Annotated in this window: 17 protein-coding genes; 11 read left to right on the top strand and 6 right to left on the bottom strand. The window is 34.3% G+C overall.

Going from position 1 to position 24211, the window contains the following annotated elements:
- Positions 1–3 precede the first annotated feature (3 nt).
- From AC6CHR_RS18080 to AC6CHR_RS18070, 3 genes are all read left to right on the top strand, one after another.
- Positions 4–309, top strand: coding sequence for a group II intron maturase-specific domain-containing protein (locus tag AC6CHR_RS18080; protein WP_498250497.1), 306 nt, complete (start codon positions 4–6; stop codon positions 307–309).
- 422 nt (positions 310–731) lie between these two features.
- Positions 732–875 carry a hypothetical protein gene (locus AC6CHR_RS18075; protein WP_498250409.1) on the top strand — a complete coding sequence of 48 codons (144 nt, stop codon included), beginning with the start codon at positions 732–734 and terminating at the stop codon, positions 873–875.
- Positions 876–1071: 196 nt separating this feature from the next.
- Complete coding sequence (locus AC6CHR_RS18070; protein WP_214713356.1) at positions 1072–1605, top strand: GNAT family N-acetyltransferase; 534 nt, start codon at positions 1072–1074, stop codon at positions 1603–1605.
- Positions 1606–1892: 287 nt separating this feature from the next.
- On the opposite strand, the gene AC6CHR_RS18065 is transcribed toward AC6CHR_RS18070, so the two are convergent.
- Together AC6CHR_RS18065 and AC6CHR_RS18060 are read right to left on the bottom strand one after the other, a co-directional pair.
- On the bottom strand, positions 1893–3134 hold the full coding sequence (locus tag AC6CHR_RS18065) for a DUF5068 domain-containing protein (protein ID WP_498250408.1): 1242 nt from the start codon (positions 3132–3134) through the stop codon (positions 1893–1895).
- 851 nt (positions 3135–3985) lie between these two features.
- On the bottom strand, positions 3986–4990 hold the full coding sequence (locus AC6CHR_RS18060; protein WP_498250407.1) for a DUF3231 family protein: 1005 nt from the start codon (positions 4988–4990) through the stop codon (positions 3986–3988).
- Positions 4991–5935: 945 nt separating this feature from the next.
- On the opposite strand from AC6CHR_RS18060, the gene AC6CHR_RS18055 reads away from it, so the two are divergent.
- The 3 genes from AC6CHR_RS18055 to AC6CHR_RS18045 all read left to right on the top strand — a co-directional run bounded on the left by AC6CHR_RS18055 (position 5936) and on the right by AC6CHR_RS18045 (position 11066).
- Complete coding sequence (locus AC6CHR_RS18055) at positions 5936–7027, top strand: GGDEF domain-containing protein (protein ID WP_498250406.1); 1092 nt, start codon at positions 5936–5938, stop codon at positions 7025–7027.
- A gap of 443 nt (positions 7028–7470) precedes the next feature.
- Complete coding sequence (locus AC6CHR_RS18050) at positions 7471–9852, top strand: polyprenyl synthetase family protein (RefSeq protein ID WP_498250405.1); 2382 nt, start codon at positions 7471–7473, stop codon at positions 9850–9852.
- A 356-nt stretch (positions 9853–10208) separates the two neighbouring features.
- Positions 10209–11066, top strand: a complete 858-nt coding sequence (locus AC6CHR_RS18045) for a Cof-type HAD-IIB family hydrolase (RefSeq protein ID WP_498250404.1) — start codon at positions 10209–10211, stop codon at positions 11064–11066.
- A gap of 96 nt (positions 11067–11162) precedes the next feature.
- Here the strand turns inward: AC6CHR_RS18045 and AC6CHR_RS18040 are convergent, their stop codons facing one another.
- From AC6CHR_RS18040 to AC6CHR_RS18030, 3 genes are all read right to left on the bottom strand, one after another.
- Positions 11163–11597, bottom strand: coding sequence for a MarR family winged helix-turn-helix transcriptional regulator (locus AC6CHR_RS18040; protein WP_498250403.1), 435 nt, complete (start codon positions 11595–11597; stop codon positions 11163–11165).
- 227 nt (positions 11598–11824) lie between these two features.
- Positions 11825–12304 carry a glutathione peroxidase gene (locus AC6CHR_RS18035; RefSeq protein WP_498250402.1) on the bottom strand — a complete coding sequence of 160 codons (480 nt, stop codon included), beginning with the start codon at positions 12302–12304 and terminating at the stop codon, positions 11825–11827.
- 452 nt (positions 12305–12756) lie between these two features.
- Positions 12757–14271: a glycine betaine uptake BCCT transporter gene (locus AC6CHR_RS18030; protein ID WP_498250401.1), complete on the bottom strand. Its 1515-nt coding sequence runs from the start codon at positions 14269–14271 to the stop codon at positions 12757–12759.
- Positions 14272–14731: 460 nt separating this feature from the next.
- Between AC6CHR_RS18030 and AC6CHR_RS18025 the strand changes: the two genes are divergently transcribed.
- From AC6CHR_RS18025 to AC6CHR_RS18015, 3 genes are all read left to right on the top strand, one after another.
- The gene (locus AC6CHR_RS18025; protein WP_498250400.1) at positions 14732–15076 is read left to right on the top strand and encodes a hypothetical protein; all 345 of its coding nucleotides are present in this window, start codon (positions 14732–14734) and stop codon (positions 15074–15076) included.
- An 86-nt stretch (positions 15077–15162) separates the two neighbouring features.
- The gene (locus tag AC6CHR_RS18020; RefSeq protein ID WP_498250399.1) at positions 15163–16149 is read left to right on the top strand and encodes a ketoacyl-ACP synthase III; all 987 of its coding nucleotides are present in this window, start codon (positions 15163–15165) and stop codon (positions 16147–16149) included.
- Between the two features lie 816 nt (positions 16150–16965).
- Positions 16966–18564 carry a PAS domain S-box protein gene (locus AC6CHR_RS18015; protein ID WP_498250398.1) on the top strand — a complete coding sequence of 533 codons (1599 nt, stop codon included), beginning with the start codon at positions 16966–16968 and terminating at the stop codon, positions 18562–18564.
- Between the two features lie 96 nt (positions 18565–18660).
- Here the strand turns inward: AC6CHR_RS18015 and AC6CHR_RS18010 are convergent, their stop codons facing one another.
- Complete coding sequence (locus AC6CHR_RS18010; protein WP_498250397.1) at positions 18661–20949, bottom strand: sensor domain-containing protein; 2289 nt, start codon at positions 20947–20949, stop codon at positions 18661–18663.
- Between the two features lie 278 nt (positions 20950–21227).
- Here AC6CHR_RS18010 and AC6CHR_RS18005 point away from each other — a divergent pair, with 278 nt between their 5' ends.
- Together AC6CHR_RS18005 and AC6CHR_RS18000 are read left to right on the top strand one after the other, a co-directional pair.
- Entirely contained in the window at positions 21228–22346 is a 1119-nt protein-coding gene (locus AC6CHR_RS18005; protein WP_498250396.1) for an NAD(P)/FAD-dependent oxidoreductase, read from the top strand.
- A 193-nt stretch (positions 22347–22539) separates the two neighbouring features.
- Positions 22540–23451 carry a DMT family transporter gene (locus AC6CHR_RS18000; protein ID WP_498250395.1) on the top strand — a complete coding sequence of 304 codons (912 nt, stop codon included), beginning with the start codon at positions 22540–22542 and terminating at the stop codon, positions 23449–23451.
- Positions 23452–24211 lie beyond the last annotated feature (760 nt).

Here is a 24211-nt window from a genome sequence, read left to right as displayed (position 1 = left end):
AACGTGGAGAAGAGCAAAAACTCTCGCCCAAAAAAATTAAAATTCTTAGGATTTGGGTATTATTACGATACTAAAAACCAGAAATTCAAAGTAAAACCTCACTTAAATTCGATTCAGAAGTTTCAGAGAAAACTTCGAAAACTGACTAAACGAAACTGGGGTGTTCCGCTAGACTTCCGTATATTGAAGCTGAGACAAGTAATATTCGGTTGGGTAAATTACTTTAGGGTCGCAAATATGAAAGAAGCGATGATTCGAATAGATAAGAAGCTTCGCTCCAGAATTAGGGTAATCATCTGGAAACAATGAAAGGTATCGAAGAAACGAATCAAATCGCTAATTCACCTAGGAATTCCGAAGGAAGAAGCCAAAGGATTAACGTTCTGTCGAAAAGGTTATCGTTACATAGGATTATCGAAAGTAGTCCAAAGAGCAATCTCAAATAAAAGACTAAAGCAGAGGGGACTCCCCTCTGCTTTAGAACATTATCTAAAAGTTCACACTGTATTATAAATTGAAACGCCGTATACGAGATCCGTACGTACGGTGTTGTGAGAGGGGCGAGAATAAACACATTATTTTCCCTCTACTCGATTATCGTTCTTCAACTAAAGTGGCAGGATAGTCCAACAAGGATTTGGGGTTTTGTGGTAAAATATAGGTGAGGTGATAATATGCAATACTTTGTACTTGCACTAATTATTGGGGTAATTATTTTTAGTCTTTTTAGGATGTTTAGGAAGAATAAGACTACGCCAAGTAATCAATATACACCTATTGATGACATCAATAATGGATTTGTTAGAAATAACACAAATGAACCTCAAAAGATAGTGTCAAGAAATGAAATGCCTTATGAAGAAATTGATAAATAGAGTGATTGTAATAAAGATCTCTTCAACTAACGAAGTGCAAGAGTTGAAGAAATACAATAGGTTGCTGCGGCAGCCTTTTTTCTTAATCGTTATTCTACTAAAGGGGCAGGTTAGTTCAATAAAAAGTAGGAAGTAGAAAGTAGAAAGTTTATAATGGTGATGTGAAGATTATTAATAATTTAGGGGTGAAATGACCTTGGAAATAGAAACAGCAAGATTAATAATAAGACCTCCAAGTATAGAGGATTTTGACGAGTATTGGGAGATGAATAACAATCCAGAGGCAAAGAAATATACAGGAGGTGTTATTACATTAAGTTACGATGAAACATTAGTTATTCATAAACAAGCGTGCGGCAAGTTTGAATCGAGTGATAATAAAGTTTTTTCTGTCATTGAGAAGTCAACAGGGAAGTATATTGGGTATTGTGGATTTAAGTATTGTGAAATACTCAATGGCACTGAAATTTGTTACGGATATAACCAAAGTGCGTGGGGAAAAGGTTATGGGCAAGAAGCAGCAAGGGCTACTTTACCATATGCCTTTGAGAAACTGAAACTTAAAACACTTGTTTCTGCGGTAAATCCTAAGAACATTGCATCCGAAAGAATTTTACAAAAAATCGGTATGCAATACGATGGACAAATTGAATGGAAAGAACAAGGTTTGGTAAACAAATATAGTTTGACATCAGATAAATATTTCAACATGGCTGCCAACGCCCTTTAGTAGTAAGAGTCCAATAAAAGAAGGTTGCGGCTATGACAGCTTTTCTTGTTCAACTAACGGGTAGCGTTAGTACAACAACAGTACAATTTTTTGTTGAAGTAAATAGGGTCATTTTTAGTTCAAGAAAAGGATAGATAGAGCATATTTTATTCTGCTCAACTATCCTTTAAAGTTTAACTTTAGTAATGTCTGACATTAGATAATAATATAATGTCATTAAGCATTTTAATGAGTATCTTGACTTTTAATAAAACTTGTAGATGTTGACTTTCTTTATCTGTTAGTTTTTATCTAGGTAAAGTAAATGTAACAGTACTACCCTTAAATAAGTCTTTTCCATCATCACCAACAAATGGCCCAAATTCTAAATCAAACGTTTTAAATAATTCGAATTCATCTTTACTAAACATGAAAACATGATATTTTTCTCCCAGTTCTCCTGCATTAATCTCTTTTGGTTCAGAAGGTTCAACCATTCCCTGTGCAAATACATTTCCACGATCTTTATCAATAATCACCTTTGAACCTAGATTCCATATACTAATTGGCACATCTGATTGATTATCAAGCTTTAATTTAACAGTTAAAGCCACAATTCCATTATCTCCAAAATTGCTAAAACGTTCTTTATTTGCTTCTGTAGGAATTACTTCTGCATATTGAACACCTTCTAGAGTTACTTTTACGTCCTCTAATTGTTGAGTTTCATTCATTCCTGTTTTCTCAAAAATCATTTTTTTATTGGCCATATTAGTTGTCGTTAGCTGATCCGGATAAAACGCTGTAGCGTTCGCTGTTTCCTCTTGATTTTCACTACTATATACAAAATCAAAAATTCCCTTTTCTTGATTGCTACCGGAGTACTGATTATTATCAGCAACGCCTCCACCAATTATAAATTTAGGTTTAACAGTTTTTAAAGAATCAAATTGAGCATTAGTTAAAGTAAATGACACTAATCCAGTAACCTTTTCACCAGCACCCCATTTAGATACTTCTGTTTCAACCTTCGATTTTGGTTGTTCTTCTCGGACAAATGCTAGGTCTGTATGTAAGTAATCAAGTTCGTTGCTTAGTTGTATTGTAAGATTCGGAGAATAATACATTGCTTTTTCGGTAGTATTATCAATCGTGACTTTAGCTGTTACAACATATCCCTCCGTTTGATCGTCAAACTGAATATAAAAATCTGTATTCATATCTGTTACTTTTACAATTTGATACTCATCAACACTAACTTTAAAACCATCCATATCGTGAGCATAATTAGGTTCTTTATTTGTGTAAACAACTTCTACATTACCTTCAGTTTCTTCAGCAATATTTGGATTTAATACTTCATTGGATGATCCAGAAGTTTGTTCTTCTGTTTCATTCTCCTTTGCAGTTGTTTCTTCAACTTCTGTTATTTCTTGAGTTTTTGCATTATCTTCTTCTGGCGATCCTGAAGTTTGTTCTTCATTTCCACATGCTGATAGTAATAGCATAGAAGAAATCATAGTTGGCCATAGAATTTTTGTTTTCCGCACGTCTTCACAACCTTCTTTATGTTTTTGATACCTCATAATTATAAAGGATATCTATCAAAATACCCTTAATTTTACAATCATCGACGAAAAATGAGCAAAAGGAATTAAAAAAAATCATAAAATCTAAGTAAATAGTCTCATATATAAAGTAAGATAGATAACAATTTCCATTGAAGTTTACTCCATATCATCGTTGTAATCATCATACGTTATCAAAGCTTTGCCTTATAGGCATTGTTTAACTCTTGGAAAGCTTTAGTAACGGGTGCTTACTTTAACAAGTAGCAAAAAGGATCTTCAATAGAAGATCCTCCCTCAGTTCCGATAACAACCTATTATGTTAACTAGTTTTCTACAGAGTATTCATCTGATGCTTAGTGATCTTGTTTATCTAATATGTAGAAATGTTATGTTTGATTTTTCTAATAATCAACCCAATTAATGCCCCAGGGAAAACAAACAATATCGGAAGCCAAACAGGACCTAATAATACCCCGAATATCATTAATTTTGAGGGAAATATCAATCCAACAGTTACAAAAAATGCAGTAAACACATACGGAAGGAATAAGAGGTTTTTCCTCTGTCCGCTTCTCACATAGAAAAAAAGTATAAACAAGGATAAAACATAAACCACTGATAATTAGCATGGTTTATGGCATTACCAATTTCCCCATGAAAACTTAGAAGTATGACTTGATTAAAATTAGCTTGTACATTAATAAAAAATTCAAGTATCAAGAAAACTGTGCCTTTAAAATAGTTTCTGTTCAAAAACTGTCCGAATCCAGGAAGTGCAATGCTCCACATTAGTTTTTCAAATGCATTCTTATTCACTCATGTATATCCTATTATATTTCTTTAGCATTTTCTTTTCGATTAGGAGCAAGTGGAGGTTGTTCTAACCATTTATTTTGTACCATAAGGTTATACCATTTTTTAGTAACCATGAGATTTTTTAGAATAGTCCCCTCATAAGTGGCCACAAGGTCTGTTCGCATAGCTGAGGCCAATCCTGCCCCATGATAGTTTTGTGCGGCTTGGAACAAGAAACCAATATGATACAACATTAGCTTATCAGAAAAAGGAGAATCCGTTGAAATTGTCACTTCTGTTTCCAAAGATTTCGGAACTGGCAAATTATCATATTGCATAATTTTTGAAAGTGATTTTATTTGCCCATCAGCCGTTTTCTCAGAATCCGTTAAAAACTTCCTTACTTCACTTGTTTGAGTGACTTGACTAAATGCAATAGAAAGCGTTTTAGCCATAATGCTTTTTTTAAGGTTTAAAGAAATACTAATTATTTCTGTTGCTGCTAATTTTCTACCCTTTCCGAAAAATCCATCTGTGAAATCTTGGCTGGAAACAAATTCAGGGTTTTTAGCCGGATAGAATAATGGGTCTCTTTGAAAATTTCCTTTCTCCAGCAATAACTCAATTGTTTGATGATACATCTTTTTTGCATCGTTATCGCAGGAATCGTAAAAATCTCTTAAGTCTTTTCTAACAGAAACAGCTAATGAAGTTGAGTGACCTAATAAACCATGTAAAGTCATGGTATGTAAATAATTCAAACAAAATATATCAGTAAACAATCTCTCGGCACCTTTATTGAGGTCAAATTCAGTAAATCCAATTGGAACTGGAAACCCCTCGTTTTCAAAAAAAACTATGAGTTGTTTTTTTTGTCTTTCAAAGACCCTGATAGCATCCTCAAAAATAGTCTTTATTGAATCGTCCTCAATAATAGAAAACATATATCTATTTACTACATCTGTCATTGTTCCGTTTATATACTGTCCCCACAGTGTTCCTATTTCAGAAGATGTGAGTTTTAATTTATTATTTTCCAAATTATCACCTCATGGATATTATTTTCCAATTCATCAATAGATATGAATTCCTGAATACCTGGTAGCTAAGTTGAATTAAGTAGCTAAAGGATCCTTCGATTAGAAGATCCCTTTTTCGATATAGATCGCTATATGTAAACTAGATTTGTATGAAGTATACATATAGTATTGGATGATCTTGTTGAACTAACTTAAGCAGGTTAGTAACAAGTAACAAAAAAGTTTAACTACTAATCATTAACTTAACGTTTGGTTTTGTCTACAAATAACTGGTAACCGTAAAGAAAAATCGAATAAGTAATATGTGTAATAAAAATATAAGTAGGTTTAAAATTAACCAATTTAAAAAGTTTTAACTTTTGAAAAATATAGCTCATAGGAAAAGCAAGCAAAAAAGGTAAAATGGAATATCCATATCGTACCTATAAAAAAGGGTCCAAATAAATTTTGTTTTTTCCCCTCCGCCCTCCACCTCCCACAGTTTATAAGGGACAGCAATCATACTTGTTATTAGAATAAAAGTTACTGCGGAATTTGCAACTGGCAAATACCCTTTAAAAGACTTTTTCGGTAAAAAGACGACTGATGACCAAGATATAACAAACATTTCGATTCGAATCAAATTTGTCATTGCGTATAATTTGCTCTTTTTATTATGTTTTCCAAATACGACACGGATGAAATTATTCTTTCTTATCCATTATATTGTTACATAATCAAAAAAATATGCTTCCGATAAAGGTTCGAGAGTTGAGAGTTATAGATTGTTGCGGTAACCTCCTTTAATGCAACAAACGGGTAACATAAGACAATAAAGTGTGTTTGACGTGCATGTTTTATCCGATTTAGAAGATGAAGAACGTTTTGAAGGATAAATTTTTCAGACGTGACAGGCACGGTAAATTAAAGTAGTTTCATCTGACCTCATATTATGCTATCTTACTTATGGTGATAAAAATGATCATTAAAGAGCTTTTTGCGAATTTTGCAATACTTGTTTCTCTTTTGTTTTTCTATTCGCATGTTTCAAATAACATTCCGTTGCATCCTCAATCTTCCTTTAAAATTAAGATCACTGTCGGGATATTGGGTGGACTATTAAGCAACATTCTTATGCAGTATAGTATTCCAATTGGCACATCAATCATTGATTTAAGGCATGTTCCAACTATATTGTTGACTTACTATGGCGGAGCTTTACCAGCTTTGATTTCAATGGTATTAACGATCATCGGAAGATTCCTTATTGGGATAAACCTGTCCTCTTATTTTGCGATATTAATTAGTATTCCTGTTACTTTATTTTCAATTTATATTTCAAGTAAAGGACTTAAAAAAAATATAAAAATACTTTTAATGCTAACTTTTAACAACATAGTATTTTCGGTTGTACTAGGTAATATTGTACGGGATTATACGGTACTTATACAGATATTGCCAATTTATTGGTTAATTTCCTATGTTTCGGGATATTTAGCTTTTTATATCATTACTTTTCTACGAGGTAGTCAAAAGCTATTTACTAAATACGAAACTGAATCTGCAACAGATGATTTAACAGGTTTGAATAATGTCAGGAAATTCAGTCAGGTTTTTAACAACTTACTAGATGATTTGAAACAAAATGGACAAAAGTTAAGTATACTGTATATTGATATCGATTATTTCAAAAAGATAAACGATACTTATGGTCATTCAGAAGGTGATGTTGTGCTTAAGGAATTAGGATTAATTCTAAAGAAGTGTACAAGAACTTTTGATATTGTTAGTAGAAATGGTGGAGAAGAGTTTACAGTTTTACTACTTGATTGTCCTGTAAATAGAGCTGTTGAAATAGCTGAGTCGATTAGGAAGTGTGTAGAAGATAACCACTTTCCTTTAAATACAGGTGAGGAGATTACACTAACAATATCCATTGGGGTAGCCTCTTATCAAGATACCACGTATGACCCAACAATGTTAATTGACGATGCAGATAAGGCATTATATCAAGCTAAAAGAGCTGGTCGAAACAAAGTATGTGTTGCTCATCAATAATTTACAGAATATCGATAAGCTTATAAAGTAGAGTTGTTTAATAGATATAATCCAATTGCTTAAAGGTATAAATGATAAATAGAAGAGTTTCTAAGATTCCCTCAGACAAATAGTTTTGAGGGAATTTTCATTTAAGATAAGGCTTGTTAATATTGAAGATTGATTTTCTGTTCCAGAGATTCGCTTTCCGCGGGTAGTCCGGGAGCCTCTAACGCAGAATGTTAAATAGAGCAATTTACCGTTGAATTGAATGTGTAAAATGGCTTTGAAGATAAGTTTTGAAAATTGTTGTTATTTTAAGTCTATTATGAAGGTTTTCTGGTTATAAAGATGTTATTTTTAGATTATATTAAATTATACTTTGTTCATTTATATGGAAGCTGTTCAATAGTAAATTAAAATCATTTTGAAAATGTTAGATAAGAAATCATTAAATAGAGGGAATGTATCGTATGAATGAGGAGTTAATAAAAAATGCCGGTACATGCTATCGGTTGGCTGAGCAGAAGGCTGTTCATTATTTAAAATCACTTTATGTACAAGTCGAGCAAAAGAGCTATGTCCCTATCCTAACGAAGGATATCCAATCCTGGAAACACAATCATATTCAACATCCTTCATTATTTTCCCTTTTTTCGCGTGGAAAGAGAAAAAGGGCTGATGCTAAGAAGTATCACAATTATATCCAATGGTTGGAATACACAGGAAAGCTGGATAATTACCTAGACAGAAGTATTTCGTATATCTATATGCGCGATCTAGGCAAAGCCCTGGACTCACCTGATACACTGGTTCGAATTCAGAGCGTAGTTGAAAGTTTAAAAAGTCATCTTACTGATTCAGGAGATACAACTGAGACGTTTAGTATGGCCGGGTTGTATCGGTGGGCACAGAAGGAAGGTGTCGAAACAGCATTTTTCTGGCTAATTAACAAACTAAAGATTGTATCCTCTAAAATTCCAGAGGGGATGGATGCTGAGCAAGCCCAGCGAAAACTGATTAAAATCATTGCAGGGGTCGTAATGAATGAGTTTGAAGAGATGGGTGATGAGATTTCATCGGAAGAACGGTCTCAGAAACTTGATATAGCTATCAGACTAGGCTTTTCATATGGACTGACTTATCCTTTCATTGATGATCTGTTGGATGCAAAAATTTTATCCGAAAAAGAGGAAAAACAATATTCCGAGTTGATACGTACCACCCTTATCACAGGTTCTGTGCCTGAATTGGGCGTGTGGACTGGAGATAACATCGAACTGATCCGCTATATTCATTCTGAACTGCGAGAAGCCTTTGAGTATATTAAAGCCCATCAGCAACCAGAGGTTATGCAATCATTTTTCGAGCAGTCATATGTGTTTTTTCATTCTCAGGAAGTAGACCGTAAAAAGGATCTTTCCAATGGAGATTACACCAATGAAGAGCTTTATATACCGGTCATTTTAAAATCTTCATCCTCTCGAATGATTGTCCGTTCGCTAATCAATGCGCCTGAGGATGAAGGTATTGATAACCGTACCTTTTTTTATGGCATTTACAATCAGCTGGCTGATGATTTTGCAGATATGTTTGATGATCTAGAGGATGGTGCGGTAACACCCTATACCTATTATTTGACATATCATGAGAAACGTCCGGAACTGATAAATCCTTTTGAATTATACTGGACTGTCATCTCCAACTTGATCCATACTGTGTATCACTCAGACACCAAGACTTGTGAAGTGATTTTAGATCGTGCGATAAATGGTTTGAAACGATTTAAAGAACGAAAGGGAAGTAAAATATACAACGAAGTGATGGAACTATTTGCTTCAGGTGATCCAACATTTAATCATGTCATCCAAAAGATAGTTAGGAAAGCGGATGATGTCGATTTCTTTGACAAATTGCTTCGGGACCATATATTGACGATGCTGAGAACTGAACGAAAAGAAAAGGAAGATTTTAAAGATATGGTTGAGGATGTCCGCAATCACATCAACAACATCTTACCTATTCCAACAACCGATTCTGTTATGTTGATGAAAGATCCAATCATTGATGCTGCAAATTACAGTTTAGAGGGTGATGGAAAACGATTGAGGCCCATCGTTTCCTGGGTTATGGGTGTTAATGAATATGGATTAGATAAGACTGCACTTGTGCCACTGCTAAGATCATTAGAATATATGCATACAGCCTCGTTAATCTTCGATGATTTGCCATCCCAGGATAATGCATCCATTCGTAGGGGACGTCCAACCCTACATGAGGTGTATAACAGTGCGATAGCAGAATTAACGGGTCTTTTTCTGACCCAAAAGGCTATAGAGGAACAAGCATCTCTTGATCAATTTGATCCGAAGACTGTGCTTAACTTGATTCAATATTCAGCCAATAAGACGGCGGAGATGTGTAAAGGACAGGCGATGGACTTAGATTCTAAAGCAAAACAATTGACACTAGAACAATTGAATATGATGTGCTTTTATAAGACAGGGATAGGGTTCGAGGCTGCTCTTATCATGCCAGCTATTCTCGCCGATGCAAACGAAGTAGAAATGAAAGCTTTAAAAAAGTTCGCTTATCATGCCGGTATTGCGTTCCAGATTAAAGATGATCTGCTTGATGTTGAAGGCGACCTAAATTTACTCGGAAAACCAATTGGCAAAGATGCGGAAAATAACAATTCAAATTTTGTTTCTATCTTAGGTTCTGTTGGTGCAAAAAATGAGATGTGGGAACATTACTGTCTTGCCATTGAATCGTTGCAAGGTGTGCCACACAAAACCAATTTTCTGAAGCATTTATTGAATTATATGGTGAACAGGGATCATTAAGAGTTAGTTTGTCAGTATGCTTAGACCTTCCTTTTGGGAGGTCTTTTATGTAGGCTCTTTTCTAAAATTTTGTTGCTCTAGTACTTATAAAAATCGGCTTTTGGATTTTAATGTTCAAAATTGAAGCGTTCTCTAGAGGGATATCAGAGTCATTTAATGAAAAGAGCATGAAGATAGGCTGAATTCATAAAGATTTACTTATTACGAAAAGCAACAATCATTTCGAAAACAGTCTTTAGCTATGTCCTTTTTTAAAAATTGATTACAGTTGAAATAAAGTTGCATTCATTGAGGTTGGAAGTAGCAAACGGTATACTTGGTTAATAGGTTGTTTTTACAAAATTGGGGGAAGAGTAGTGCTAAACAAATATAAGGCAATTTTCTTAGACATGGATGGGACAATATTAAATCACCAAAATAAGGTAAGTACTCATACAAAAGAAATCATTGATGACTTACGAAGCCAAGGAATATTCGTTTTTATTGCAACGGGTAGAGCTATGGGTGAAATTGCAGCAGTAGTCCCTAATGGTTTTCAGGTGGATGGGTACATTACTTCAAACGGTATGGCTGGTTATGTAGGTAATGAAGTTATATTTAAACATTCACTTTCGCGTAAGTTGGTGGAAACCATTATTGAAAAGGCAAGAAAAAACAAGGTATACTATGAACTTTTTCCATATGAAACTTCTCGAGTTACATTGAAACAAGATAAACAGTTTGTTGTAGAAGAAATGAGAGATCCAAAACCAGACAGTGTTGGAATTAATGAATGGCTTTCACGTAAGCAAGCTATTAGTGAAAAAATTACATGGAAGGAAGAAATAGAGGGTAATGAATTCTCGAAGTTTTATTTCTTTTCTAGATCAAAGGATCATATAAATAGCTGGAAGAATGAACTTGATAAATTAAAGCAAGAAATAGACTTTTCCACTTCTATATCTTCTAATCACAATGTCGAAGTGATGGTGGCAAACGTAAACAAAGCAACAGGGATTAAGCAGATGTTAAAACGGTTTGATTTAGCTGAAGATGAAACAATGGCTATTGGCGATAGTGATAATGATTTGCAAATGTTAGATTTTGTTGGTTGTGCTGTAGCTATGAAAAATGCACCAAATCACATTAAAGAAGTAGTAGATGAAGTCACTGAATTTACTTGTGATGAAGATGGAGTCTACCATTACCTTAAAACTAAATTTAGTTTGTCGTAATAAGCTTTATTATATTGAAAGAAAAAACGGCAATAAACAAGTAGTAGCTGGACTTGTTTATTGCCGTTTTTTAACTTAAAAAGAGACTTTTAAAAATCACTTACTCTCAGTTAATCTAAGTTTTAATTGATTCAATTGTCTCAATAGCTGATCATATTCTTCGAGTTCGATCTTACAAGCTAGAATTTTTTCACTTACCTTTTGGGTGATCGTTTGTTTTTCAGAATTGGCTTTACTTTGTAAGTGAATAAATACTTTTCTTTCATCCTCTTTTGATCTTTCTTTTCTGAGCCAACCATTTGTTTCCATTCGGGTGATCATGGGTGTTAGTGTTCCTGTACCTAAGTTCAATGTTTCCCCAAGCCCTTTTACCGTTACACCGTCTTTTTCCCAAAGTGCTAATAGGACAAGGTATTGGGGATAAGTTAAACCAAATGGCTGAAGCACATTCGTATATAACTTAGTGAATTCACTTGATGTTTCATAGATGGCAAAGCATAGTTGTTTTTTTAATGTCATGAAGTCGTTCATACATTTTCACCTTTCATCCATTCAGGAAGGCTGTTTTCGCAAAGGTTGTTGTTTTTCGTACAGAGTACTAATGTACACGTTTTAACAATATCTTCGTGCTCTTTTCGCTCAATTACTTTAATATCCCTCTGGAGATAGCTTCAATTTATATCATAAAAATCCAAAATCTGATTTTTATTCGTACTAGAGCAACAAACTTTTAGAAAAAAGCCATCAGGAAAAATAAATTATGACAATACTTTTAATAAATCTTTTTCAATTTTAAGAGGGTCAGTTGTTGGTGCGTAGCGCTCTACAACTTGTCCATTACGATCAACAAGGAATTTACTGAAATTCCATTTAATCGTTTTTGAAAGAGCACCTTTTTTCTGTTCTTTTAAGTATGCGAATAAAGGATCAGTGTTTTCTCCATTCACATCAATTTTTGCAAAGATAGGGAATGTTACTCCATAATTCAATTGACAAAACTCTGTTGTTTCCTCAATGTTTTCAAATTCTTGGTTGTTAAATTGATCGCATGGAAAGCCGAGTATCTCTAATCCACGTTCATTGTATTGGTCATATAGTTCTTGAAGTCCTTTGAATTGAGGAGTCAGACCACATTTACTAGCTGTATTAACAATGATTAATGGCTTACCCTCGTATTCCTTCAATGACTTTTGCTCACCGTTGGTCATTTTTACAGTAAAATCATACACAGTTTTCATTATTTAGTTCCTCCTACAAATATTTGTAAGATTAAATCGTACGCGATTTAATCTTGTGCGATTTATAGTAACATAAAATGATGGAGGTATCAATTCTTAAGATAGTATTGAAAAAAGATATATCGCCAACAAGTGATGGCAAATATACCTTTTCTTCAAATTTCCTTTCTCTCATTTGCGGATTACTCAGTTTCTACGGAGTTAAAGCAGGCGCCATCAGCTCGAGGCATAAGCCAATCCATCCAGAAGGTTAAAGAGCAACCTTCTAGCTGGCTCGTCTTATGCTTTTCGCGGATGAACGGGCGCCTTACGCTTTTTGGTGTTGTCTAGCTCCAGGCGCCATCAGCTCGAGACATAAGCCAATCCATCCAGAAGGTTAAAGGGCAACCTTCTAGCTGGCTCGTCTTATGCTTTTCGCGGATGAACGGGCGCCTTACGCTTTTCGGTGTTTTTCAGCGTTTTTCCTTGAGTCTTGGGTGTATACGGTTCATTTCCTTTACTTCCTTGTTTACCGATTTGAGTAAACTAATTGTCATGAGGATCATGATCAATGAAAAGGGTAATGCAGCGACAATCATTGTGTTTTGTAGGGCCATAAGACCGCCACTGTATAATAGCACCAAGGCTGTCGCAGTCAGTAAAATTCCCCACATGATTTTAATTTTATTAGGTGGATTAGGAGTGCCGTTCATTGACATCATTCCTAATACAAAAGTGCCGGAGTCTGCAGATGTTATAAAGAAGGTAACAATCAAGATTAGAGCGATTATTGACATGACCATACCCATTGGATAATTGGCAAAAACTCCAAATAATGATTCTTCTAATTTCAATTCAGATATAGTGGCTATCCCTTTAGATTCAAGTGATATGGCTGAGCCCCCAAAGGTTGAGAACCAAAAAAAACTTATTGTAGATGGAATAAGTAACACACAGAAAACAAATTCTCTTATACTTCTTCCTTTTGATATCCTAGCAATAAAAATCCCGACAAATGGGGACCAAGCAATCCACCATGCCCAATAAAAAACAGTCCAGCTATTGATCCAATTACGATTCTCTACATTAAGAGGAGCTAGTCTAAAACTCATATTCGGTAAAAACTGAAGGTATGTCCCGATTGAGTCTGTAAATAAATTTAAGATGAATAAAGTTGGTCCAACAATGAACATGATTGCCAGAAGGAGGAAGGCCAGAATCATATTGGCATTACTTAAAATTTTGATACCTTTTCCTAGTCCACTTAAAGCAGAAACAATAAAGAGCACAGTAACAATAACAATGATAATCATTTGAACAAAAAAGCCAGAAGGTATATCAAAAAGAAAAGATAAACCACCATTAATTTGTGCAGCTCCAAAGCCTAGGGTAGTGGCAACTCCTATCACTGTTGAAAGTATCGCAAGAATATCAATCAATTTCCCTGTTTTTCCATCTGCTCGATGACCAATAATAGGTCTTAAAGTTGCGCTGATTAGCACAGGTTCATTTTTTCTAAAACTAAAATATGCGAGCACTAATGCGATGATTCCATAAATAGCCCAAGCATGGAGCCCCCAATGAAAGTAAGTAAACCTAAGCGAATCCTTTATAGCTTGGGAAGTTCCAGTCTCACCAGTGGGAGAACTTATGGCATAGTGACTAATAGGTTCTGCTGAGCCATAAAAAACTAGGCCAATTCCCATACCAGCACTAAAAAGCATCGCAATCCAAGTTCCTCGAGAGAACTCAGGTTTTTCGTCCTGTTTTCCCAATTTAATTCGACCGGCTGGAGTGATGAATAAATACAAACAGACAACCAAAAATATCGTAACAATAATCAAATAGTACCATCCGAAAGAGTTTGAAATGAATGACTGCATATTTCCGGAGATAGTTTCGAGTTTGTCCGGAGCAATAATGCCAATAATAACAAGAAGTACCATGATAGCCGCGGAGTAAATAAATACAGATGATACTTTTTTCATAATATGTAATGAACCTCCATCTAGCGTAGATTTTAAATATTTTTAATTGTAATGGTTTGGTCATTTTAACTAACGAATAACATTACCGTTAGTATTACTTGTAAACGGAAATTTACACATAACTTCTAATAATTATGAACTAGAATATTATGTAAAATCAGACAGACTTTCCATAAAAATAGAATATACACCTATTGAGTGAACGAGAGAACGGATTTAAGTTTAAGACGATTAGCCTGGTAAAAGGTAGTTACTTACTTACGATTTAATAGATATAATATTTTGAATGATTCAAATAAACACATTTCCTCCTAACTATAGACATTATTGAGAAATGTCGATATATTAGCATAATATACCTAAAAATAGATCATATAAACGATTTACTTTTATGTAATAAGTCCTATAAGATCTATTTTCCTAAACAAAAATACACAGTAGATGATTAAGGGAGAGTAAAATGGCAGAGAAGTATAGCATTAAAGTAAATTCAATTAAAAAAGTAATCGATATGAATGTGAGTGGTTCATTTACTTCAGAGGATGTACAAAAGTTTGTAGCGGACTATCAAAATACTGTCCGTAAAATTGATGCTTCTACATATAACTTGGATGTGGACTGTACAACAATGGATATTTTGAAACAGGAAATGGTACCATCGCTAGAAAATTCTTATAAAATGTATCAAGAATCAGGGTTCAATAAGGTGATTTTTACAATTAAAAAAAACCCAGTTTTAAAAATGCAATTAAATCGTATTGCTAAAAATAGTGGATTAAATAACGCAGTAGTTGTTGAAATCTAGGAATAAGCCAAAACAAGACTACTCATGTAGTCTTGTTTTTATCATGCATGAATTAAGTGTAACTGAAGAAGGAGCAATCTAGAAACATGACAAACATAAAAATTAAACAGGTAGAAATGTATCATCCGCAACATGCTGTCAATAATGACTTCTACTATAAACATTTTGAGGAACAGGGAGAGGATATAAAAAAATTCCTCACACATATGGGAAGAAAGGACCGTTATGTTATAAATGATGATAAAGAGAATGGCTTAACAATGGGCATCGAAGCAAGTAAACGTGTTCTTAAAAAGGCGAAGATGTCTGGTCAGGAGATAGATATGATCGTATTCTCAACCCAAGTACCTGAAACTACTTTTCCTGCTAACGCAATGTATATACATGATGCAATTCAAGCAAACCAGCATACGATTATCATGGATTCTAATGCTAATTGCGCTGGGATGACAGTCGCAGTTGAACAAGCTTCCCATTACATGAAGTCAAATCAACATGTAAAGACAGCATTAGTTGTAGGGTCAGATTATAATACATTAATTAGTAATCCAGCAGATGCAATCACATTCGCTAATTATGGTGATGCAGCAGCAGCTGTTATTTTAGAGAGAACGGAAGAAGAAACAGGTTTTATTGATTCTATTTATTTTACAGATTCCGTAAATAGGGAAAAGATTAATTTTCCAGAGAAAGGATTATCGAATGTCCTTCGTGGTAACTCAGATAATAAATACATAGAGTGGCTTCCATTTAATGGTGATATAGCTTTAGCTCCAACATATGAAATGCTTGATACATTACTAGAGAGAAACAATTTGACACCAAAAGACATCAAAGCCTACTGTTTATCACAGTTTGCCTTAAGTAATATTAAAAAAGTTCAAGAGCAATTTAATTTAGATGATCAACAGATTATTTATGTAGGTGATCGTTTTGGATATACTGGCACGAGCAGCCCATTTATTGCGATGTATGAAGGGATTGAAACTGACCGAATCTGTCGTGGAGATTATGTAGTATTTTGGACGATAGGAGCAGGCTATCAACTTATTGCGATGTTAGTTAAATATTAGCTTTCTATTTTGAGAGGAAAGTTTAATTAATAGCTTATTATTTAGTTAGTTTCGTGTTAGGTACCCATTGGTTCATAATTGATGGGTACCTAACATTTTTTTATGCAATTTATCACGGTGTGATTTTCCCAATCAAATACATAACCTCATTCATATTTAAAGTAAAATACTAAATTAATTGGTTGAATTTGTCCGATTTACAAGGAATTTGTCTAAAAGAAGCTACGGGAAGTTTGCATGTTCCCCTCTAAATTTACATACTAAAGTGCTATAATAGATTAAAAAATGTTAATAAAAAGGAGCAGACTTGCTATTGTGAGTCAAAAAGAGATCATTTGAGTTTCATTCATAAGGCTCTTTTCTAAAAGTTTGTTGCTCTAGTACTAATAAAAATCGGGTTTTGGATTTTTATTGTGTAAATTGAAGCGATCTCCAATGGGATATCAGAGTAATTTAACGAAAAGAGCACGAAGATAGGCTGAATTCCTAAAGATTTACTTATTACGAAAAACAACAATCCTTGCGAAAACAGCCAACATAAAAATATCTACGTACTCTTTTGTCTATTTCTTTCTCAAAATAATATTAATTTAGATAAAATTAGTTTATTAATAGTCGTTAAAGCTTGATATTGTAGATATTTGGATAATTAATTAACCTAAAAAATCGAACAGTTATTTTACATAATAAGAGGGTAAAATTATCTATGAAACTGTAAAACTTAATAAACTTTGTAAAATAAGTTAGTAAATGATTGTATTTAATCCGTTTAAGTTTGTAACCTTAAAGAGAAGTTAGCAGAAAGTAGGAATTGTTGTGAATTGGAATGGAGTTCAACTTAACATAGAAAATGACAAATTAAGTAGAACAACTATAAATTATCGGAAGTCTGAGGCACTAGCAAAGATTATTGGTGAAACATTAATCGATACCGTTGTAATCTTTGATGACCAAGGATGTATTTTATCGGTGAATCCAGCTGTAAAAGCAATATTTGGCTATGAACCTGAAGAATTAATTGGACGTCATATTGTGATCCTCTTTCAGAAAATTGACAAAGAGAATTCAGATGAAACTTTTCTAACTTCTATGAAACTAATGGTGGGAAAAGTGATTGAATCTGTCGCATTACATAAAGAAGAGAGTTACTTTCCTGCTGATATTCAAATGGGAAAAACGACAGTCGAAGGTCAGCAGATTTTTGTTTGTACAATTCGCGATGTAACAGAAAGAAAACAATTAGAGGAAGACAAAAAGCAAAAGTTAAATTGTATGGAGTATATTGTTGAAGAAAGAACATTGGAGTTATTACGAGCAAATGAAAAGCTTCAAAATGAAATTGAGGAAAAAAATAGAATAGCTCAACATCTCTTTCTTTCTCAGGAGAGATTTCGGAAAATTTTTGAATCGAGCCCTTGTTTAATGGCAATTCTTTCCTTGAAAGAATCGACCATTTTAGATGTTAATACAAGCTGGGTTACCTTTACTGGATACAGCTTCGCAGATCTAGAAAATAGAAAAATTAATTTAGAGAAATTTGTTGATGAAACGGATGGTAGTCACCTTAATCTTAATGAAAAGTTTCACAATAGAAAGATTACATATAAAACTAAAAACGGTCAAGACCGTGTTGGTTTACTCTCTACTGAAAAGATCGACATTGATAGTGAGCCTTGTATACTTGTTGTATTAAACGATATAACGGAAAGAGTTAACCTAGAAAAAGAGATGTACAGGTTAGATCGACTAAACTTGATTGGAGAAATGGCAGCAGGTATTGCTCATGAGATTCGAAACCCGATGACAACGGTTCATGGATTTTTGCAATTAACAAGGAATGATAAAAAACAGTTACCACTCGAAATCGTAGAATTGATGATAGAAGAGTTAAATAGAGCGAATTCAATTATTACCGAATTTCTTAATTTAGCTAAAAATAAAGTGAGTGTTAAGATTAAGCAAAATTTAAATACAATTATTGAGACAATATATCCACTATTACAAGCAGAGGCAATAAGGTCAAGTAAGAGTATAAAGCTTGATTTGAATTTATGTCCTGATATATATTTAGACCAAAAAGAAATACGTCAGCTGATCTTAAATATCGCACTTAATGGCCTAGATGCAATGGGGAACTACGGAAACCTCATATTGAGAACGTTTACAGACAAACAAGCAGTCATATTAGAAATAAAAGATCAGGGTAAGGGAATAAGCCCAGATATAATGGGGAAATTAGGTACTCCCTTTTTTACTACAAAAGAGAATGGAACTGGACTAGGGTTAGCGATTTGTTATAGTGTGGCTGAACGTAACAATGCAGAGATTGCTATTGAAACAGGGAATGAAGGAACCACCTTCGTTATTCGATTTTCTACTAAACAAGAAATAACAGATGGAGATCGTACATTATAAGTGGATCAAAACAATAACCTATAAAAAAGAGCCTATTTAAAAATGCTTTAATTTCTCTAATGAGAAGTCAAAGCATTTTTAGCTCAGACTGTATAGTTAGATGTTAAAAGGTTTCCCTCTTAAAATCTCTTCCAATTCTAATGGCGTTAATGGGGGACTGCAGTAATATCCTTGTACTTCATCACAATTGTTTGACCTCAGGAAGTTAAGTTCTTCTATCGTTTCAACACCTTCAGCGATTACTGTTAGGTTAAGACTTTTAGATACCGATATAATGGCTTTTACAATTGCTGCACTTTGATCATCATATGTAATATTGCGGATAAATGACTGATCAATTTTTAAAATATCAACTGGAAATTTATTTAAGTAACTTAACGATGAATAACCTGTGCCGAAATCGTCTAATGAGATACTAACACCTAGTTTTTTTATACTATTTAACTTCATAATAGATTCTTCGATATTCATCATTGCCATGGTTTCAGTAATTTCTAAATTGACGTATTTTGGATCTAATTTTGTTTCGTTTAATGTCTCTGATATGAATTGAATCAATTTATTTTGTTGAAATTGGCGAGCCGATAGATTAATAGACATAATAATGGCCGGATACCCTGTATCATGCCATGTCTTACATTGTTTACAAGCAGTTTTCAGTACCCATTCTCCTATAGGAGTAATCAAACCAGATTCCTCTGCAATAGGTATAAATTCAGCAGGAGAAACCATTCCGAATTTGATTGAATTCCAACGAAGTAAAGCTTCTACGCCAACTAATTGTTTAGTATGGATATTGATTTTAGGTTGATAATACAATTGAAGTTCATTACGCTCCAATACGTTTCTTAATTCAGTTTCAATCAACATCTTTCTCTGCATTTTTTGGTTCATAGCAAGTGAAAAGTATTTGTAGGTATACTCGTTTGTTTCTTTAGCAACACGCATAGCTATAGTAGCATTTTTAATTAACGTTTCCGCATCCTTCCCATCGAAAGGATAGATGCTAATCCCGATACTTGCTGTGATAAATATCTGATATTCTTCAATCAGGAAAGGCTGAGATAGCCCCTCTGAAATTTTTTCAGACAAATGATTAACCAGTCGTTGTTCACTGGTGTGAAGCAGAATAATAAACTCATCACTGCCTTGCCTCGCAACAAGATCTTTATTTGTTATAAGGTTTGATAGTCTTTTAGAAACTTCTATTAACAAGAGGTCACCGATATGATGTCCATATATATCATTTAAGACTTTAAAACGGTCTAAATCAATTAATAGTATTGCCTTATGGTGATCTTTTGCGAGAGCATCATCGGTGGTCTGAGATAAAAGTATACGAAAGTAGCTACGGTTTGCTATATTCGTTAAACGATCATAATAAGCTAAATGCTTGATCTTCTCTTCTGCTCTCTTTCTTTCGCTTATATCCCTCGATATCGCTAATGCAAGTTTTTCACCATTTAAAGTTAGGATTCGAACATTTATTTCACTAGGTATTTTCTTACCAGATTTACTGATATATTCACCTTCAAAAGTAATATGACCTTGGTCGAGAAGTTTTTGCTGTGTTTCATAGACTTTTTCGTATCGGACTTCTGATGTTATATCCAAAGGGGTCAATTTTAAGAGCTCTTCTTTACTATATTCAAATCGTATACAAGCAACTTGATTTAATTCAATGAACTTTAGAGGCATTCCATTTGTATCAAGTTTAAAAAGGTAGATCGCATCGTTTGCATATTCAAATAACGTCCGATACTTTACTTCATTATTCATTCGTTCTAACTCTGCCTTTTTGTTTGTAGAGATATTTTTAACAATGGTTAAAACAGCCTGTTGATTATTATAATGAATAGTTGTGGATGTTGATTCAATGTCGATCAAATCTCCATTCCCATTTATTACTTTAAGTCCATTCGAGTTCAACTTGCTAAATTCCTTAAGTGTATGAATCCTCTCTGAAACTTGTTTTCGGCTGTCAGGATGGATATAGTCAATTATGGGTTTTCCAATATAGGTATCAGGGTTATTAGATCCAAGCCCATTCGCACCTGAGGAGTTTACGAATTTAATCTTTCCAGCTTGATGAATAATAACAAGATCAGGAATTGATTCAAGTATTGAGTGATATTGGTCGCATTTATTTATAGACTCTGATTCTAGTTGGAGGGGGAGGGATCTTTCATTATGGTGTTGTCTCTTCGTGAGTGTAAGTCCGTTTATTATTGTGCCGATTATAAGTAATATGATAATAGTTGCTGCTTGAAGAAGGTTACTTATATTCATAGTCTCAATTAAAAAGATAAGTGGAATGAGAATAAGGGGCAAGACCCAATCTCTAAATGGGGCATTATTCGCTATTTTATTGTTTTTATCTATCATTTTAAACGTTCAATCCCTTAGACATAGTTACTAAAATCGTTTTTATATGCATTACAAGAACTTAGATAATTATAGAACATTATATAGTGTTGTCATTTTACCATAAATAAGTCAATAGTAATAGATAGCGGAGTAGACATGTAGTGGGGGAACTTTTGCTAAATAAGCCAAAGTTAAAAACAAACTTGTGTATACATATCTATGAAAGCGATGGACATACTGTTTTACTTATGTAAAATGAAAGTATATTACTATACGAAAATTGAAGGGTGTTTCGAATGCAAACATATATCGTAATTGGAGCAGGGATACTTGGGGCTTCAACGGCTTACCATCTAGCTAAAGCAGGTGTCAATGTTACATTAGTTGATCGTCATGATCAGGGACAGGCAACAGATGCTGCGGCAGGAATCGTATGCCCATGGCTTTCACAACGACGAAATAAGGCTTGGTATCAGTTAGTGAAGGGTGGGGCAAGGTATTATCCGACATTGATTCAACAATTAGAAGAAGAGGGTGAAATAGAAACAGGCTATAAGCGTGTAGGTGTCATCAGTTTACATACAGATGAGGATAAATTAGAGAAAATGGCCAAGCGAGCAATAAAAAGACGTGAAGAGGCTCCAGAGATAGGGGAAATTACCAGATTATCGCCAACGGAAACAAAGAAACTATTTCCTTTACTATCTGATGAATATAGTTCAATACATGTAAGTGGTGGGGCTCGTGTAAATGGTAGAGCTCTCCGAAATGCCTTAGTTAGTGCTGCTATAAAAAATGGTGCCACCTATCTTAATGGAGATGCAAGCCTTATACATACAGGTAACCGGGTCACAGGCATTAAGATCAAGGACCGTAGAATACTTGCCGATCAAGTGATTATGACTGGAGGGGCCTGGTCAAGTGAATTAGTAGAGCCGCTAGGTATTAAATTAGTTGTAACAGCACAAAAGGCACAAATTATCCACCTAGATATCTCAGATATGGATACAGGTGAATGGCCTGTAGTCATGCCCTCAAATGATCAATATATTCTCACTTTTGAAAACGGCAGGATTGTTATTGGAGCAACACATGAAGATCAAGTAGACTTTGATTACAGAGTAACGGCAGGAGGAATACTAGAAATCCTTGAAAAAGCACTTGGAGTTGCACCAGGTTTAGTGAATAGTACATTTGTTGAAACAAGAGTAGGCTTCAGACCGTTTACCCCCGGTTTTCTTCCTATTATTGGAGCATTGCCTCATTATGACGGTGTATTTCTTGCTAACGGATTAGGTGCCTCTGGATTAACAAGTGGGCCATATGTCGGCTCGGAGCTCGCAAAGCTTGCGCTTGGACAAGAGACTGAAATTGATTTAAGTTCCTATGACGTAGCGGGGGCGATTGAATGTTAATCGTCAAGCATATTGTTTTAGATTATTGAATTTCGAAGTGGAAATTCGCAAGTCTTTAAAACCACTCTTAATCTGTTTGTGAATATGTTACAAAAAGGATTGTAGATAAAAAACTGTAGACTATTGAATGAAAAGCATGATCGTACAATGTAAGGTCAATTACAGCTAGTTTAGAGGAATAGGATGGAAGAATGTGAAATCGATTCAAACGTATTATTTAGGCCTGATCCTTGTTGCCATCATTTGGGGTGTGAATTTTGGTATTTCTCGCTTTGCAATGGAAGTGTTCGCTCCAGAGGTTTTTGTGTTTCTGAGATTTGGACTAGCTTTACCGATTTTATTTGCAATACTGAAATTTACGGAGGGAAGCGTAAAGGTAGATAAACGCGATCTTATTAAGCTAGCGATTATCGGATTATTTGGCGTAACCGTGCTAGAAATACTCGTCATGTATTCAATAAAATATACAACACTGGCAAACGCTTCCTTACTTAACGTAGCACCATGGCCAATTTTCGCAGCGCTTTTTGCCCCGCTTTTCACTAAAGAAAAGATGACGAAGAGATTAGCTATTGGTGGATTTGTTGCCTTGGTAGGAGTGGTGTTGATTATTGTAGGTGGTAAGGAAGGCTTTGATTTTAGTTCTCAATATATGGTGGGAAATATGTTGGCTCTTTCAATCAGTTTAATTGGAGCATTGTTTAACTTATCTTGTATGCCATTAATGAAAAAGTATTCAGCTCTACGCGTTTCAACTTGGTATATCCTTTTTGGCACGCTCTTTTTATTCCCTATCACACTAGGGGGCTGGCAAAGTATACAATGGATTGATATGACAATCGGGGTTTGGGCAGCAATTGCATATAACGTCATCCTCTGTACGGTCGCAGCCTTTGTTATTTGGAATATATCAATGAATAAAGTCGGTGCAGCAAAAGCTAATTTTTACAGATACTTTGTACCAGCTTCCGCAGCAGTTACCGGTGTTTTCTTTTTCAATGAGCAAATTCTACTTACGCAAATAATCGGTGGTCTTATTATTATTTTAGGTTTAGCTTGGATTGCGATGGAAAGAAAACAAAATTCTATTGAATTGACCGGCTGAGATCAAAAGATAGAGGGGGCAGTGAACATGCGCTGCCTCACCCCATAGATCTTAGATTGATAACGTTTGAAAATGAAAGAATTAGTCAGTTTTTATAGTGAATAAACCATAACTTTTACAGTAAAAAGGCTAAGTTGGTAAAGGAAATACACACTAAATCCAACAAGAGTAAAAAACACTAAACATGTCGCAGGCAATACATTTCTCATTATAATAACCTCACAATCTATTATATTTATAACTTTAGTATTACCAATACCCAGATGTTTATACTCGTTGAAATCAATTAAGGAAAGCAATGGATAATAAGTACCTATGTCAGTGTTTATAACACGAATGTAAAATGTTTGAAAAAGAACGTTAGATAACCTCACCAGATACCTTACAGCCACTTTAAAGTGTTGTATTGTTAAAGTATCAAAAATAAAGGGGTTGTCAAAATGAAAAACTCAGACGTAGGGATCCTAACATTTTTAATATTAACGGTGAAAATTGTATTTACTTATTAAAACTCATTTCAAAACCAAGTACGTTGAATCAAACAAGTAAAAATCGGCACTAGGATTTTTACCTATTAAAGGAATCCATTTTCAAAAAAACAGACAATGTAATCCACGAAATGAGTTAACTTATTTCAAAATCAAGTTCACTGTACAAGCGGCACTAGGATTTTTACCTATTAAAGGAATCCATTTTCAAAAAAACAGACAATGTAATCAACGAAATGAGTAAAACTCATTTCACACCAAGTACATTGAAC

The sequence above is a fragment of the Metabacillus sp. GQ13 genome (assembly GCF_059758525.1).
This window is presented reverse-complemented; position numbering and strand designations above follow the sequence as displayed.